This window comes from Acinetobacter sp. 802_lipA, assembly GCF_058242885.1.
In genome coordinates this window covers 2,001,304-2,017,361 of record NZ_JBZAYP010000001.1, presented here as the reverse complement: position 1 = coordinate 2,017,361, position 16,058 = coordinate 2,001,304, and the positions used below count along the sequence as shown (strand labels likewise).

General features: G+C 43.3%; 13 protein-coding genes and 1 riboswitch. Of the genes, 2 read left to right on the top strand and 11 right to left on the bottom strand.

Translation table 11 applies throughout. The annotated features are described in order from the left end of the window. The first annotated feature begins 72 nt into the window (after positions 1-72). Complete coding sequence (locus AC4CU3_RS09855; protein WP_078425084.1) at positions 73-828, top strand: putative porin; 756 nt, start codon at positions 73-75, stop codon at positions 826-828. Positions 829-875: 47 nt separating this feature from the next. On the opposite strand, the gene recJ is transcribed toward AC4CU3_RS09855, so the two are convergent. From recJ to AC4CU3_RS09805, 10 genes are all read right to left on the bottom strand, one after another. Then, positions 876-2,582, bottom strand: coding sequence for a single-stranded-DNA-specific exonuclease RecJ (gene recJ / locus AC4CU3_RS09850; protein ID WP_490738177.1), 1,707 nt, complete (start codon positions 2,580-2,582; stop codon positions 876-878). Further along, positions 2,583-3,239: a pyridoxamine 5'-phosphate oxidase gene (pdxH, locus tag AC4CU3_RS09845; RefSeq protein ID WP_348927134.1), complete on the bottom strand. Its 657-nt coding sequence runs from the start codon at positions 3,237-3,239 to the stop codon at positions 2,583-2,585. It abuts the gene before it with no gap. Between the two features lie 13 nt (positions 3,240-3,252). Further along, the gene (gene glmM / locus AC4CU3_RS09840; RefSeq protein ID WP_490738176.1) at positions 3,253-4,584 is read right to left on the bottom strand and encodes a phosphoglucosamine mutase; all 1,332 of its coding nucleotides are present in this window, start codon (positions 4,582-4,584) and stop codon (positions 3,253-3,255) included. 122 nt (positions 4,585-4,706) lie between these two features. Continuing rightward, a complete protein-coding gene (guaB, locus tag AC4CU3_RS09835) occupies positions 4,707-6,173 on the bottom strand; it encodes an IMP dehydrogenase (protein ID WP_004691717.1) in 1,467 nt (488 codons plus the stop codon). A gap of 222 nt (positions 6,174-6,395) precedes the next feature. Further along, positions 6,396-6,761 (bottom strand): YkgJ family cysteine cluster protein, encoded by a 366-nt coding sequence (locus AC4CU3_RS09830; RefSeq protein WP_078388319.1) that lies wholly within the window; start codon positions 6,759-6,761, stop codon positions 6,396-6,398. A 94-nt stretch (positions 6,762-6,855) separates the two neighbouring features. Next, the gene (locus tag AC4CU3_RS09825; RefSeq protein WP_004691719.1) at positions 6,856-7,653 is read right to left on the bottom strand and encodes an oxygen-binding di-iron domain-containing protein; all 798 of its coding nucleotides are present in this window, start codon (positions 7,651-7,653) and stop codon (positions 6,856-6,858) included. 183 nt (positions 7,654-7,836) lie between these two features. Beyond that, positions 7,837-8,412 (bottom strand): TMEM165/GDT1 family protein, encoded by a 576-nt coding sequence (locus tag AC4CU3_RS09820; RefSeq protein WP_104221805.1) that lies wholly within the window; start codon positions 8,410-8,412, stop codon positions 7,837-7,839. A gap of 74 nt (positions 8,413-8,486) precedes the next feature. Then, positions 8,487-8,636, bottom strand: a riboswitch (yybP-ykoY riboswitch). Between the two features lie 139 nt (positions 8,637-8,775). Continuing rightward, positions 8,776-10,749 carry a 2-oxo acid dehydrogenase subunit E2 gene (locus AC4CU3_RS09815; protein WP_490738175.1) on the bottom strand — a complete coding sequence of 658 codons (1,974 nt, stop codon included), beginning with the start codon at positions 10,747-10,749 and terminating at the stop codon, positions 8,776-8,778. 2 nt (positions 10,750-10,751) lie between these two features. Next, the gene (aceE, locus tag AC4CU3_RS09810) at positions 10,752-13,454 is read right to left on the bottom strand and encodes a pyruvate dehydrogenase (acetyl-transferring), homodimeric type (protein WP_490738173.1); all 2,703 of its coding nucleotides are present in this window, start codon (positions 13,452-13,454) and stop codon (positions 10,752-10,754) included. A gap of 277 nt (positions 13,455-13,731) precedes the next feature. After that, positions 13,732-14,415 carry a M23 family metallopeptidase gene (locus AC4CU3_RS09805; RefSeq protein WP_078388316.1) on the bottom strand — a complete coding sequence of 228 codons (684 nt, stop codon included), beginning with the start codon at positions 14,413-14,415 and terminating at the stop codon, positions 13,732-13,734. 108 nt (positions 14,416-14,523) lie between these two features. Here AC4CU3_RS09805 and AC4CU3_RS09800 point away from each other — a divergent pair, with 108 nt between their 5' ends. Then, positions 14,524-14,964: a hypothetical protein gene (locus tag AC4CU3_RS09800; RefSeq protein WP_058870506.1), complete on the top strand. Its 441-nt coding sequence runs from the start codon at positions 14,524-14,526 to the stop codon at positions 14,962-14,964. A gap of 97 nt (positions 14,965-15,061) precedes the next feature. On the opposite strand, the gene lpxC is transcribed toward AC4CU3_RS09800, so the two are convergent. Continuing rightward, positions 15,062-15,964 (bottom strand): UDP-3-O-acyl-N-acetylglucosamine deacetylase, encoded by a 903-nt coding sequence (lpxC, locus tag AC4CU3_RS09795; protein WP_062031958.1) that lies wholly within the window; start codon positions 15,962-15,964, stop codon positions 15,062-15,064. Between the last annotated feature and the right edge of the window lie 94 nt (positions 15,965-16,058).

The following is a 16,058-nucleotide window of genomic DNA, read 5'->3' as shown; positions in this document are numbered from 1 at the left end:
TACTTTTTTGTACACTTCGTTACAACTGTCATAGAACAGTCATATTTTTATAACAAAGAGAGAACCTCTAAAATGCTTAAAAAAATTGCGCTGACTACAGCACTGATCGCAAGCTTTGGGACTGCACATGCTTACCAAGCGGAAATCGGCGGCACCATTGCTGTGGCGGATCCTGATCATGGGGACACTTCAATAGGTTTTGGCGTAGATGGCACGTACTACTTCAACCCTGTTCAAGTCAAAAACAGTCCACTGAATGAAGCTGCATTCTTAAATCGCTCAAGTAATCTCAACGGCGAAGTTTCATACATTGATTATGATTATTACGAAGTCACAGACTTTAATGTTGGACTTGAGTATTTTATTCCAAACTCTGATTTTTACCTGAACGGTAATATTGGGCAAACCAAACACGAAGCCGATGGTGTTGAAGACCTAGATACCACGATTTATTCTGCTGAAGTAGGTTATCTACCTGTTCCTGGCTTATTGGTTGCAGCTGGTTTATTTGGCTACGATAATGATAATGGCGATGATGTCGATCCAACTTTACGCGCCAAATATGTCACTCAAGTGGGTGCTTATGACATGAACTTTGAAGGTGGTGCAGTCTTTGGTGACATCGATTACTACAACCTTGATGCTGACTTATACTTAAATAAAACTTTTAGTGTGGGCCTCGGTTTCTCTGATACCGATGAAAAAGATGCTGAAATATTTACCATCCGTGCGAAAAAGTTCTTCACTCAACAAGTCAGTCTAGAAGGTTCTATTGACTTTGCTGATGAAGACAATGTGTTTGGCCTACGTGGTGCTTATCGCTTCTAATTGCAACTAAAATGTATTAAAAAAAACCGCTCTATTAGAGCGGTTTTTTAGTGTTGTTCTAAATGCAAAATGCGAAGTTGTACGCTGACATTGCCACGAAATTCATTTTTATCCAGCTCATAGACCAAACGAATTTGATGGTTCATCTCATTGAACTGGTATTTGTCTGCCGCATTAAAAGCAATGGCATCCACGACCTGTCCATTGTCTAAAGCAACACGTAATTTTAAATGCACTTCTTTCAGCCAGCGAAAATCTAAAATTTGAAAATTTCCCTCAAAAATAGGCGCTGGAAACTTTTGCCCCCATGGACTAATCTGCTGTAGAAGATCGACCGTTTCAACTTGAATATTCTGTGCAGCTAACTCACCATCGGTCCATAAAGTCGCAGTAAATAAACGTTCATCCTGAGCTGCCATCAGTACTTCAAAGGCCTGCTTGAACTCTTCAAAATGGACTTTTTGAATGGTTAAACCCGCTGCCGCAGCATGTCCCCCAAAGTGGCTAACCAAATGTGGATATTGCTCAGCAACACACTCAATGGCATCGCGGATATGCACTCCTTCAATCGAACGGGCAGAACCTTTGATATGTATCCCATCTTCATCTGCAGCAAACACAATACTCGGACGATGAAACTGTTCTTTTAAACGCCCTGCAACAATGCCAATCACCCCTTGATGCCAATGCGGCTCGAACATAATTAAAGCCGCAGGTAAGACCGTATCATCCAGTTGAATTTGATCCAAGGCTATTAATGCCTCTTGTTTCATCGTCGCTTCAACCTGACGACGTTCCACATTCAACTGATTCAGTTGTTCTGCCAATGGATAAGCGGAAGCAAAGTCCTGTGCCAACAGACATTCAATGCCGATATCCATGGTTTCCATACGACCTGCCGCATTAATACGTGGTCCCAGTACAAACCCCAAATCTTGCGCTTTTAAACTTGCAGCTTCTCGACCTGCAATCTCCAGTAGAGCGCTGATGCCCGGACGACATAAATGTTGTTGAATACGCTTCAGGCCAACATCGACCAAGATACGATTGTTATAGTCAAGACTAGCAACATCGGCATAGGTGCCTAATGCCACCAAATCCAAATACTGACTCATAACTGCCGAAGACTTATTCAGTTTTTTACGATAGGTTGATAAGTTAGCCAAGACATAAAAGGCCACACCTACCCCAGCTAAGGCTTTACTTGGAAAATCACACCCCAACTGGTTCGGATTCACTACCGCTTGGGCACTGGGAGTCGGCTTGGTGGTCAAATGGTGATCGGTAATAATCACCTGCATACCATGATCTTGTGCTTGTTTCACGCCGTCATGACTGGAAATACCATTATCCACAGTAATCAATAAATCAGGTGTAAAGCTGGTAAATGCTAAATCCGCAATCGCAGGCGTTAAGCCATAACCATATTTAAAGCGATCTGGAACCAGATACTCTACCTGCGCCCCCATTTTTCGCAAAGCCAAGATCATTAAAGCGGTGCTAGTTGCACCATCTGCATCATAATCACCCACAATCACGATTTTGTGTTGCTGATCAATTGCAGCATCCATCAACTGAATCGCTTCATTTAAGCCTTTCAGACTAGGGGCCAGTAAATGCTTGAGCTTTAACTCCAGCTCCTCCGTTGACGCCACCCCACGACGGGCTAAAATTTCTGCAATAAACGCAGGAATGTCCTGAAATAATTCAGGACGGGTAATGAAGGGTCTTTGCTTAATTTGAATGGCTGACATTTATGGCATCAAACGCTTCAGCATCCAAACATCTTGCTGTTTTTCATAACTTAAACGGTCATGTAAACGGTTCGGACGCCCTTGCCAAAACTCATAATAGTCAGGCTCGAGACGGTAGCCACCCCAAAAGACAGGTTTATTCAGTTCTGATTTACCTTCAACTTGGCTTTGCAATTGCTCAAAACGTTGTTGCAATACCTCACGGCTTTCAATCACACCACTTTGTGGTGTACTGATATGTGCTGCAATTTGGCTATCTCGTGGCCGCTTATGATAGTAGTCCGTCGATTCTGCTTCAGAAATTTTGACTACTTTACCACCAATGCGAATCTGACGTTCCTGCTCTTGCCAATAAAACAGTAACTCTGCATATGGGTTTTCTGCCAAATCATTGCCTTTTTGGCTGTCATAATTGGTATAAAAATCATAACCTGCTTCAGTTGCACCACGTAGCAATACCGTTCGCACATGTGGGCGACCCTGCGCACTTGCTGTCGCCAATGACATGGCATAGGGTTCGTGCAGTTGTGCTTCTAAGGCATGATTAAACCAAAGCAAGAACTGAGCATGTGGATGGGTTTCTACTCGATCTTCATGCAGCTCGCCTTTTTGATAACTTAAACGAAGCTCACTGAGATCTTTAATTAAATCACTCATTTTTCACTCCTTATTAAGCTGCATTCGCACGTACAGCATCAGCCAATGTATGGGCTAAAGTGCTGACTTCATCGAGATCATCTCCTTCCACCATGACACGAATCACAGGCTCAGTACCTGATTTACGAATCAACAAACGACCACGACCTTTAAGTTGTTGTTCGGCTTTCTCAAATTCAGCCACCAAAGCAGGCACCGCATAAGGGTCAAACATCGCCTCTAAACGTACATTCACCAACACATTCGGTAGAAGCTTAAAGTCAGCAACCAATTCATGCAGCGCTTTCTTCTGCTCGACCATCACCGTAAGCACTTGAAGGGCGGCAATAATGGCATCACCTGTGGTACTTTTATCCAAGGTTAAGATGTGTCCTGATGGCTCACCACCAATGACCCAACCTTTTTCTTCTAGACCTTGTAATACATAGCGATCTCCCACTTTGGCACGTAATAACACTACACCGGCTTTTTCCAAAGCCAGCTCTAAAGCCATATTTGACATTAAGGTACCCACTATTCCAGCAGGTTTTTTAGCGCTCTGTGTCGCCAAGATATATAAAATATGGTCGCCATCAATTAGCTTGCCATCTTTATCCACCAAAATAACACGGTCTGCATCCCCATCAAAAGCGATACCCAAATCTGCACCACTTTCAACTACAGCTTGTTGCAAACTTTCAGGGTGTGTTGAACCACATTGCTCATTGATATTTACACCGTTAGGCTCATTATGAATGGCAATGACCTTGGCGCCGAGCTCACGAAAGACCGATGGACCCACGTTATATGCAGCACCATTTGCACAATCCACCACAATGGTTAAATCATTCAAGTCTAAATGGTATGGAAATGTGGATTTACAAAACTCGATGTAACGCCCATTGGCATCTTTTACGCGGACACTTTTACCCAAGTTTGCCGTGTCTTCAATCACTAATTCTTTTTCAAGTTCTTGATTAATTTCTTCTTGAATAGCATCTGGTAGTTTCTTACCTTCACTGGAAAAGAACTTGATCCCATTATCAAAATAAGGATTATGTGATGCCGAAATCACAATACCCAAACTTGCATGTAAAGCACGGGTCAAATGTGCAATCGCTGGGGTTGGCAATGGGCCTAGTAAATGTACATACACCCCTGCTGCGTTTAAACCCGCTTGTAATGCTGACTCTAAAATATAACCCGATAAACGTGTGTCTTTACCGAGTACCACCAATGGTTTTGATTTTTTACTGTGGCGTTTTAAAACTTTCCCTGCGGCAAAGCCTAACTTAAGGGCAAATTCAGGGGTAATAGGGAGGACGCCAAACTTACCGCGAATACCATCGGTACCAAAATAACTCATGTTCTACTCACTTCTTAATGGTGATCTAAATCATCACTTTTTTACTGCCAACACTTTACACCAAAACGAAAAAGCCGTCATAAAAATGACGGCTTTTACTTTGAACAATTGGTATAGCTGAATTAGCCAACGCGATAGTTCGGTGCTTCTTTGGTAATCGTCACGTCGTGAACATGTGACTCCGACATACCTGCCGAAGTGATTTTCACAAACTTCGCATTTTGACGAAGATCTTCAATCACAGATGAACCTGTATAACCCATAGAAGAACGTAAACCGCCCATCATTTGGTGCACAATGTTGCCCATTGGTCCCTTGTATGGCACACGACCTTCGATCCCTTCAGGAACAAGTTTCTCAGCACCTGCTTTAGAGTCTTGGAAATAACGATCCGCAGAACCTGTTGCGCCTGCCATCGCGCCCAATGACCCCATACCCCGATACGCTTTATAGTAACGACCTTGGAAGAATTCCACTTCACCTGGCGCTTCTTCAGTCCCAGCAAGGAGTGAACCGACCATAATCGTACTCGCACCCGCGCCAATCGCTTTCGCCATATCGCCAGAGAAACGAATACCACCATCTGCAATTAATGGAATTTGATCTTTTAGTGCATTAGCCACGCTATCAATCGCAGAAATCTGCGGCATACCAATACCCGCCACAATACGAGTGGTACAAATTGAACCTGGGCCGATACCGACTTTGACCGCATCTGCGCCTGCATCAAGGAGTGCCAATGCAGCATCACCAGTTGCAATGTTACCGCCAATCACTTGGACTTGTGGGTAATTCGCTTTCACCCAACGTACACGCTCGATCACACCCGCAGAGTGGCCATGCGCCGTATCTACGACAATTGCATCTACACCCGCTTCAACCAAAGCCTCTACACGGCTTGGTGTTTCTACACCTGTACCGACGGCAGCGCCCACACGTAAGCGACCAAGATCATCTTTACAGCTGCTTGGATAGCTTTCCGCTTTACGGAAGTCAGTGACTGTAATTAAACCTTTGAGTTCGTTGTGTTCACCAACGACCAAAACTTTTTCAATGCGATGCTTTTGTAGCAATGCTTGAATATTTTCTTTCGACTCACCTTCACGAACAGTCACAAGGCGGTCTTGGCCGGTCATGATGTTGCTTACAGGTTGCTCAAGGTTCGTTTCAAAGCGTGTATCGCGACCTGTGACAATACCGACCACTTTGCCATCTTTCACAACAGGCACACCGCTGATGTTGTTGGCTTGAGTAATCGAGATCAATTCGCGTACTGTGGTTTCAGGTGTCACAGTGATTGGATCTTTCACCATTCCTGCTTCAAATTTTTTCACACGACGGACTTCTGCAGCTTGTGCAGCAATATCCATGTTCTTGTGCAAAATACCAATACCACCGTTTTGCGCCATCGCAATCGCCATACGTGATTCAGTCACCGTATCCATTGCTGCTGAAACAAGGGGGATATTTAAATTAATGCCGCGCGTGAATCGTGTCTTTAATGAGACATCTTTTGGGAGAACAGTAGAATAGGCAGGGAGTAATAGGACATCATCAAAAGTTAACGCGTCTTGAACGATGGTCAACATGGCAGTCTCACTGGTAATTTCCGTGCGCTATTATAAACAAATATGAACTTAAATTTCATTTCAATTGAAAATTTATTTTTTTATCTTAGAAAATAAAGTGATAAAACCCATATTTTATTTGACACCTTCATTTTCACCTTTATTTTTTATTTCTTGTTTTAAGATGAATTTGATTTACTTTCTAAAACTAAAAAAGCAGAGCCTTGACTCTGCTTTTACCGATTAACACACTTGATCAAAACCTTCATCATTGACGGCAATGCTCGCTTCCAATTGCACAAATGGAATCATATTGTGCGCACGTCGCGCTTTGTTGCATTGATCATCAGCGATTTGAACTTCTTTACATGAAGAGCTACGCTGTTCATACATCCCACAACTCACCTGCTCACCAATGGTACCTTGCAGTGCAATACAGCGTGGGCTGGCTTGATTGGTTCCAGCCATGCATGAATACACAGCCGTCACTGGCTCTGTATAATGTTCAGGCATGGAGATGCCTTCAGCCCAGTAAAATGAGACTCTAAAAAAGGCACAACATGCCCCGCAGCTTAAACAGGCATCTTCCGTTGGAACTTGAGACAACATCCTTTATATTCTCATTTTCAAAAACTCTTTTTGGAAGAAAATATTAAAAAAATTGTGGTTGCCAAACAAGCAAAATTTACGACTATTTTGTCACTCAAGTTGGGCAGGTAAAAACACTCTCATCCATCAAGTCGGTACCGCACTCCAAAGTCTCAATCCAGTCTAAAAATTGATGAATCTGCTCTTGCCCAATAAACGGTGTACCATGCTGCGGCACAATCATTTCAACATCCATGGTGCGGACCATATTGACCCATAAACGAATCACTTTGTTATTGCACATATAACGCTGATGAAACCCTTTCATTTTAGGAATATGCGCAGCAAAGTTTTCCAAAGGTTTTGAGGCATCATCCACCATCGATGCCCCCATATCGCCTGAAAATAGAATCTTGGCAATCGGGTCATAAAACTGAAAATTACCCACCGAATGTAGAAAATGGGCAGGCACAGCAATAATCGAAGATTGCCCCAACGTAATCACCTGACCGTGGTCAGGCAGCTCCACTAAACGATCCAGCCAGTTACCTTTCATCCGCTCACTCATAAAAGCAGAGTTCAAGTGGGGTAAAAAGCGTGCCCAAAGTTTAGATGCCACCACTTTCGCTTCGGTATAAACCAACCAACGCGGCATTGAGGTAATAATGTCGGGGTCTTGGTGTGAGGCCATCACAAAATCAAGATTGGTCAAACGCGTATATTTATTCAACTCCATGGTCAGCGGCACATAGGTTAAATCACCACCCGGATCTAAGACCGCAGCACGCTCATGGTCAATAATTAAAAACTGATTTGCCTGTACACCCTCGCCTTTGACCAAGCTGGTAAAGCTAATACACTTATGTGTGCCATCATCATATAAAACCTGTGACGTTGTGCGGTCAAATGCCATGCCCATCCCCTCAAAATGCTGTTTTTTCTTAAAAGACTTTTTAATACCTACAACATATATGGATTTACACAAACTTACAATGCATTTGCGACCAATATCATTTGATATATCAATAAATTGAAGATCATTTTTCAATAAAAAATCCCGATTTTTTAAGTCGGGATTCCTGTTTTTTACGGTGAATTAGAAGAAATAATGCTGTACAAGTGTCGCAACACCAATGGCCAAGAAAATAGCCGCACCAATTTTATGAATTAAAGCAATTGGTAACTTGGTCGCCAACTTATCACCAATAAAGACCGCCGGTGCATTGGCCAACATCATCCCGAAAGTCGTACCCAACATCACCCAAACTATACTGTCAAAACGTGCCGCTAAAGCCACGGTAGCAATTTGGGTTTTATCTCCAATTTCGGCCAAAAAGAACAACACAAACGTTGCGCCAAACACCCCAAGTTTCTGCCATTTCTTAATGCTGCCTGACTCATCATCCAACTGATCAGGAATCAACATCCAACCCGCCATAGCAATGAAACCAATCGAGAGAATCCAGATCAGCGCATCAGGACTTAAAACTGTGGTGATCCATTGACCTAAAACGGCAGAGACGCCATGGTTAATAATGGTTGCCAGCAAAATAGCCAATAGAATTGGGACGGGTTTACGGAAACGTGCAGCAAGTAACAATGCAAGCAGTTGGGTCTTATCGCCCATTTCAGCTAAAGCCACGATGGCTGTGGAGAGGAGGAATTCATACATGATGTCTTTCTCTGGCTAGCATAACAAATACCAATGACTCACCTCTCCTGCTAGCCAAAATCTGCAGAGTGGTAAATCAAAGGTCTTGCCAACAAAAGAAAGCTCTTTAGAAGCTCATTTGGTTCTTTGCTATGATGACCATGCTCGTTTTAGAGCAAATATGTTGATCATCACCTGTTCTGAAGAACAGCGGCTACTCCCCAATGAAGTAACACCATGTTAGGCGAAAATATGTTTTTTGGCAATCGATAAATACAAAAGACCCTGCCGAAGCAGGGTCTTTATTGAGGTATTTTTTCAGTGCTTCCAGCCGCTATTTTTCTCTTTTGAGAAGAGAGAATAGCAGGGCTAAAAGCTAGATCATTAGATCAGCAAAGTACGGATGTCTTTCAACAACTTGGTCAGCTTATTGGTAAAGCGCGCTGCATCGGCCCCATTGATCACACGGTGATCATAAGACAGTGACAACGGTAACATCAGTTTCGGATCAAAACCTTGACCATTCCATACTGGTTGCATCGTCGCTGGAGAAATCCCCAAAATTGCGACTTGTGGCCAGTTCACCAATGGTGTAAATGCCGTACCACCAATTGCACCTAAGCTTGAAATCGTGAAGTTTGCACCTTGTAGGTCTTTCGGCGAAAGCTTCTTATCACGTGCTTTCTGACCCAATACACCGAGCTCCACCGCAATGTCTTTAATTGATTTCTGGTCTGGATTACGTAGTACCGGAACGGTTAAACCATCTGGTGTTGCTACAGCAATGCCCATATGAATTTCGTTACGCAAGAGTACAGACTTGCCATCATCAGCCAAGTGACCGGCAAAATCCCGCTCTTCTTTCAGCAAATGCGCAACAGCTTTAATAATGAAAGCCATAATGGTCAAGCTAATGCCATCTTTCTTAAAGTTACCTTTAAGGTCATTACGCCAAGCTTCAAGCTCAGTAATATCCGCCAAATCAAACTGAGTCACTTTCGGAATATAGTTGTTTAAAGACAACTGCGGAATAGAGACTTGTTGCAGACGTGTCAGCACTTTCTCTTCGACACCGCCAAACGCTGTGAAATCCGGAAGCTTTGGCAAGCCAGAAACTTGAGCAGCAGCCTGAGCGGCTGGAGCAGCCTGAGGCGCAGTTAAACGCGCTTTGACAAATGCTTTCAGGTCTTCCTTCATGACACGCGCATGCGGGCCAGATGCGCTTACTTCAGACAATACGACGCCTAATTCACGCGCCAGCTTGCGTACAGCTGGGCCTGCATAGACTTTCGCATTGGCGTCATTCTGCGCTTTCGTCAGCTTGTCTGCACCCTGTTCTGACACAGGAGCCGCAACTGACTGTGCTGCTGGCGCAGGCTGCGCTTTAACTTCAGCTTTAGGCGCTGGAGCAGAAGCCGCCGCAGGTGCAGCAGCGGGTGCTGATGAAGATTCACCTTCAATGGTCACCAAAGCCACACCTTCCGATACATTTTGTCCCAATGCAACATGAATGGCTTTAATCACACCTGCTGTTGTACTTGGTACTTCAACCGTTGCTTTGTCTGATTCAACCACGATGATACTTTGGTCTTTTTCAACCGTATCACCTACTGACACCAAAATTTCAGCAACAGCCGCTTTGTCCACACCCAAGTCAGGCACTGCAATTTCAACTGCACCTACAGGCGCAGCAGCAACTTGTGGCGCCGCTTCAGCAGGCTGAGCTTCAGTGGTGGCTTGAGGTGTTGCAACTTGAGTAGGCTCAGCAGTCACTGGTGCAACTGAAGCTGCTGTTTTTACAGTCAGAATCACCACACCTTCTTTAACACTGTCACCAACTTGAACGCTAATTGATTCCACTGTGCCTGAAATCGTACTCGGGACTTCCACAGTCGCTTTGTCTGACTCAACCACAAGGATGCTTTGATCAACGTCAATTTGATCGCCAACCGACACCAAAATTTCACCAACGGTTGCTTTTTCCACACCAATATCTGGCACTTGCACATCAATCACTTGTGATGCTGTAGTGGCAGCGGGTGCAACCGTTTCAGCAACAGCAGCGGGTGCAGCCTTTTCTTCAGCTTGTACAACGTCAGCCTGTGCTTGTACTGCTGGCGCTTCAGTTTGTCCCTCGGCTTCCAGCTCAATCAGCGCTGCACCTTCAGCAACAGAGTCACCTAAGTTTACTAAAATGCTTTTAACAACGCCTGCTGAAGTGCTAGGCACTTCAACAGATGCTTTGTCTGATTCTAATTGAACAACACTGTCATCAACCGCAATGGTATCGCCAACTTTGATCAAAATTTCAGCAACAACGGCTTTATCTACACCAATATCAGGAGTTGTAATTTGCATACTTATTTCTCCTCTTTGTAGTCAGCTACAGCGTGTACAGATGGCGTTGCTTGAGGAGCCCAAGCTACTGGACGGTCCGTATCTAATTCAAATGTAGAGATGGCATCTTTCACTAAGCGTGCATCCACCTCACCTTCATCAGCCAATTTCTTCAGTGTGGCAACCACAATATGTGCAGCATCTACGCCAAAGTAGCTACGTAATTTAGCGCGTGAATCTGAACGACCATAACCATCTGTACCCAATGCTACGAATGGACGGTTGTCTGGAAGATATGCACGAATTTGTTCGCTATAAGCACGCATATGATCTGTTGCAGAAACTACGATCCCTTCTGTGCCGCGCAGTTGCTCAGTCACCCAAGCTTCTTTCACATTCTCGCTCATTGGATGCAAGCGGTTGTATTCTTCACATGCCATACCATCACGTGCAAGTTCATTGAAACTTGTTACGCTAAATACATTTGAATGGATTTGGTATTCATCACGTAAGATTTGAGCAGCTTTAATGACTTCACGCAGAATTACACCTGAACCCATCAACTGAACAGTGGCTTTTTCATCTTTTTGGAGTAAGTACATACCACGTTTAATGCCTTCTTCAGCACCTTGTGGCATTTCAGGATGCTCGTAGTTTTCGTTCATTACCGTTAAGTAATAGAAAATACGCTCTTGGTTCACATACATGCGTTGTAAACCATCATGCACAATAACTGCTAATTCATAACCAAAACATGGGTCATACGACACACAGTTCGGAATCGTGTTCGCAAGAATATGTGAGTGACCATCTTGGTGTTGTAAGCCTTCGCCATTGAGCGTTGTACGGCCTGCTGTTGCACCCAATAAGAAACCTTGTGCTTGTGCATCACCTGCAGCCCATGCAATGTCGCCAATACGTTGAAAACCAAACATAGAGTAGTACATGTACATTGGAATCATGGGTAAGTTATTGGTTGAATAACTGGTTGCCAATGCTGCCCAAGCGCTCATTGCACCTGCTTCGTTAATACCTTCTTGAAGCATATGACCATCTTTTGCTTCACGGTAATGCATCAACTGTTCTTGGTCTTCAGGCGTGTAATGCTGACCATTGGCTGCATAAATACCTAACTGACGGAACATACCTTCTAGACCAAAAGTACGTGCTTCATCTGGAACAATAGGAACAACACGGTCTTTAATTGCTTTTTCTTTTAACAATGCAGCGATTAAACGAACCATCACCATGGTGGTTGATTGTTCTTTGCCTTGTGAACCTTTTAATACTGCATCAAAGACAGAAAGTTCTGGAATAGCCAACTGCTCGCTTTCTTTACGACGTGCAGGTAAGTAACCACCTAGTGCTTCACGACGTGCTTTCATATATTTCAATTCAGGCGAGTTTTCGCTTGGACGATAGAAAGGCACTTCTTCTAATTGCTCATCGTTAAATGGCAAATTGAAGCGATCACGTACATATTTTAAAGATTCGATTTGCATCTTTTTGATTTGATGCGTTTTGTTTACTGCTTCAATTTCATCAGACAAGCCATAACCTTTAACAGTTTTCGCCAAGATTACAGTTGGTTGACCTTTGGCTGTACATGCTTCTGCATAGGCTGCAAAAACTTTGTACGGATCATGACCACCACGATTTAGATTATCAATATCTTCATCGCTTAAGTCTTTAATCAACTCAGCCGCTTCTGGGTATTTACCAAAGAATTTTTCGCGTGCATATGCACCGCCCTTCACTTGTAAGCGTTGGTATTCACCATCCAGTGTTTCTTCCATAACCGACTTTAAAGCGCCAGTGCTGTCTTTAGCCAGTAGTGGGTCCCAATGACGGCCCCAAACCACTTTAATGACACGCCAGCCCGCACCACGGAATAAAGATTCTAATTCTTGAATAATTTTACCGTTACCACGTACTGGACCGTCTAGACGTTGTAAGTTACAGTTTACAACCCAAATGAGATTGTCTAATTTTTCACGCCCCGCAAGTGAAATTGCACCTGTGCTTTCTGGCTCATCCATCTCGCCATCACCAAGGTATGCCCAAACTTTGCGATTTTCTTCTTTAATCAAACCACGGTTCATCAAATATTTTTGAATATGTGCTTGGTAAATCGACATGATTGGGCCAAGACCCATCGATACCGTTGGGAACTGCCAATAATCAGGCATTAAGTATGGATGCGGATAAGAAGGTAAGCCAACACCGTCCACTTCGCGACGGAAATTGTTTAGATGCTCTTCAGTCAAACGACCTTCAAGGAATGAACGCGCATAGATTCCTGGCGCACAGTGACCTTGATAATAGATCATGTCACCGCCAAAGCTATCACTATTCGCGCGGAAGAAATGGTTAAAACCCACATCATATAATGTTGCTGAAGATGCAAAACTTGCCAAGTGACCACCTAAGTCATCACCCGTTTTATTGGCACGGAGTACCATCGCTAAGGCGTTCCAACGAATCAACGCACGGATACGACGCTCCATGTCTTGATCGCCTGGCATTGCAGGTTCTTCAGCCACTGAAATTGTATTTAAATAAGGCGTGTTTAAACGCTGAATAGGGACATGTTTAGCGATTGCTTGTTGATACAGTTTTTCTAGTAGAAAAGCTGCACGCTCAGTCCCCATGTGTTGTAAAACGGAGTCAAACGCATCTTGCCATTCTTGCGTTTCTTGCGCGTCAGTATCACCATAAAACGCCATAATTCACCTATTTCGATATCCTAATCTTATACGCTAATATGTATCATACTTTCGTCCTATAAGAGTATCGCTACAGCTGAATATGGCTGAGCCATACTATTTAGCAACTAAATAGTCATTGACCATTCGTTACCCAAGATAACAAAAAACCGCCAATTTAGGCGGTTTTTTATACATTTAATGCTGCTTTTTGATGCTAACTTAGATTTCGTCAGAGCTGTATTCCTTTTTCAAGCATCAGACCAACGGTAAGTTCGGATCATCGATCAAATCGGATTTAAGGCAACATTGCTAGATAAGTCGATGGGTTTTTGCGTTGACCATCTTTAACTACTTCATAGTGTAAATGTGGGCCAGTACAACGACCTGTACAACCAACATTGGCAATATGTTCACCCGCGTCTACACGGTCGCCAACACGAGCAATTAAACGTGATGCATGGGCATAGCGCGTGATGTAACCATTGTCATGGTTAATTTCAACGTATTGACCATAGCCCGTACCCCAACCTGACTTGGTCACAATCCCTGGACCTGTCGCATAAATCGGTGTACCGCTTGGCGCAGCAAGATCTAGACCTGAGTGGCGCTCAGCACGACCATTCATAGTACGGCCGCCGTAACTTGAGCTCACACGTGCGCTTGGAAGTGGGTGTGTCACTAACCACGAATATGCATTATTTGAAAAACTTTTTGCAGAGAATTCTGAACCGTATTTTTTCGACAGTGAAGCGTTGTTAAGTTCAACCGTTTTTTCACGGAGCTGAACGGTCATTTTCGTTTCGGCAGGAACATCAATATCATTAGATTCAGTATAAGCACCTTCTGATAAAGTGCGTGTCAATTGCTCAATTCGATCCGAAGATGCATTATTTGTATTGAGTTCTACCAAATCAGCGAAGGCTACTGAAGCAGCCGATGCCGCAAAAGAAAAAGCCAACAAAATACGTCGCATATGCATAAAAAACCTCTTAAAACTGTTCTTACGAATGTTTCTTGCGTGATCTCGTCCTTGATATCTACCGAAAGAAGCGCATAAGATTAAGACATTAACATGAAGGAAATATGTATGTCCGAACCAGTGAATCTCTTTCAACAAACCAGAAAACACATAAAAACAGGAAACTTAACGTTTCTCTCAAAGCAAGTGACTGCATGGCAGAAACTTACAAAACTGATTCAACCTATCCTACCGCAACCAGAGCAGTGGCAGGTTGTTTGTTATCAATATGGTATTTTGACGATTACCGGCGAAAATCAAGCGATGATTAGTCAACTTGGTTACCTTCAAAAACAATATATTGCACAACTGTCGGAACTTGATGAGTTTAAAGACCTACAAAAACTCCAAGTTCGTTTGAGAATCCCCTCTCAAACACCCGCAAAGATACAATCTATTTCAAGATCGCTAAGCACAGAAACTCAAGACTTAATTCGAGGTGCTGCTGACTTTGTGAGCGACCCTAAGCTTAGCCAAGCAATGCGCCGTTTGGCAAGCAAAAAAAAGTAACCTCGTCTCGACTAGCTTCAGAATTGCGTTTTTAAAATGATAAATTCATCACACTTTTTATTGTTACAATATAACATCACACAATAAAGACAATGACTTAAGTCACACTCACATAAGGAATTGGACACTGATCTTCGTCATTAAATGTTACAATTTCATAGCTGCTTGGATCACTTTGGACATTGCGCAATAATTGATTATTCAAAGCATGCCCAGACTTATATCCATCAAATTTGGCAATAATTTGGTGGCCGAGCAAGTAAAGATCCCCCACCGCATCTAATATTTTGTGACGAACAAATTCATCTGAGAAGCGTAAACCTTCTTCATTCACCACACCGGTTTCATCGACTCCAATGGCATTGTCTAAACTCGCCCCCAAAGCGAGATTATTGGCTTTGAGATAATCCAAATCTTTCATGAAACCAAAAGTACGGGCTTCACTGACTTCATAAACAAAGGTTTCGGTTGAAAAATCAATAGTGGCAGACTGATATTCTTTCTTAAAAGCGGGATGGTCGAAGTCAATGGTAAAGTTGAGTTGAAAACCCTCATGTGGGCGGAAAATGGCGCGCTTGTCGTCGATGAGTGCTTCAACAGGTTTGAGTATTTTTATAAATTTTTTAGGGGCATCCAGTTCTTTAAGGCCGCCTTGCATGAGCAAGTAAATAAACGGACCTGCACTGCCATCCATAATTGGTACTTCAGAGGCAGACACTTCAATGATCAGGTTATCAATACCCAGACCTGCAATTGCACTCATAACATGTTCAATGGTACCGACTTTGGCATCTTCTTGAACTAGGTTTGAACACATGAAGGCTTCTTGGATCAACATCGCATTTGCACGAATGTCGACGGGTGGATTGAGATCGATACGACGAAACACAATTCCTCCGTCCGCATGATGTGGCACAAAGTTAATTAAGACTTTTTGACCACTATGCAAACCAATGCCGCTTGCTTTAACGACACGTTGTAGAGTTCTTTGTTTCAACATGTTTCATATCATCTCACCACTAAACCGCTATACGTTAGCATATTTAGCCATTGATAAAAAACAAAAAGGTAGTCAGAGACTACCTTTTCTTCAT

Coding starts and splice junctions, on each gene's coding strand:
- AC4CU3_RS09830 (WP_078388319.1), bottom strand. CDS start 6,761: ATGTTGTCTCAAGTTCCAACGGAAGATGCCTGTTTAAGCTGCGGGGCA.
- glmM (WP_490738176.1), bottom strand. CDS start 4,584: ATGAGTTATTTTGGTACCGATGGTATTCGCGGTAAGTTTGGCGTCCTC.
- AC4CU3_RS09800 (WP_058870506.1), top strand. CDS start 14,524: ATGTCCGAACCAGTGAATCTCTTTCAACAAACCAGAAAACACATAAAA.
- AC4CU3_RS09805 (WP_078388316.1), bottom strand. CDS start 14,415: ATGCATATGCGACGTATTTTGTTGGCTTTTTCTTTTGCGGCATCGGCT.
- pdxH (WP_348927134.1), bottom strand. CDS start 3,239: ATGAGTGATTTAATTAAAGATCTCAGTGAGCTTCGTTTAAGTTATCAA.
- aceE (WP_490738173.1), bottom strand. CDS start 13,454: ATGGCGTTTTATGGTGATACTGACGCGCAAGAAACGCAAGAATGGCAA.
- guaB (WP_004691717.1), bottom strand. CDS start 6,173: ATGTTGACCATCGTTCAAGACGCGTTAACTTTTGATGATGTCCTATTA.
- AC4CU3_RS09825 (WP_004691719.1), bottom strand. CDS start 7,653: ATGGCATTTGACCGCACAACGTCACAGGTTTTATATGATGATGGCACA.
- AC4CU3_RS09820 (WP_104221805.1), bottom strand. CDS start 8,412: ATGTATGAATTCCTCCTCTCCACAGCCATCGTGGCTTTAGCTGAAATG.
- lpxC (WP_062031958.1), bottom strand. CDS start 15,964: ATGTTGAAACAAAGAACTCTACAACGTGTCGTTAAAGCAAGCGGCATT.
- AC4CU3_RS09815 (WP_490738175.1), bottom strand. CDS start 10,749: ATGCAAATTACAACTCCTGATATTGGTGTAGATAAAGCCGTTGTTGCT.
- recJ (WP_490738177.1), bottom strand. CDS start 2,582: ATGTCAGCCATTCAAATTAAGCAAAGACCCTTCATTACCCGTCCTGAA.
- AC4CU3_RS09855 (WP_078425084.1), top strand. CDS start 73: ATGCTTAAAAAAATTGCGCTGACTACAGCACTGATCGCAAGCTTTGGG.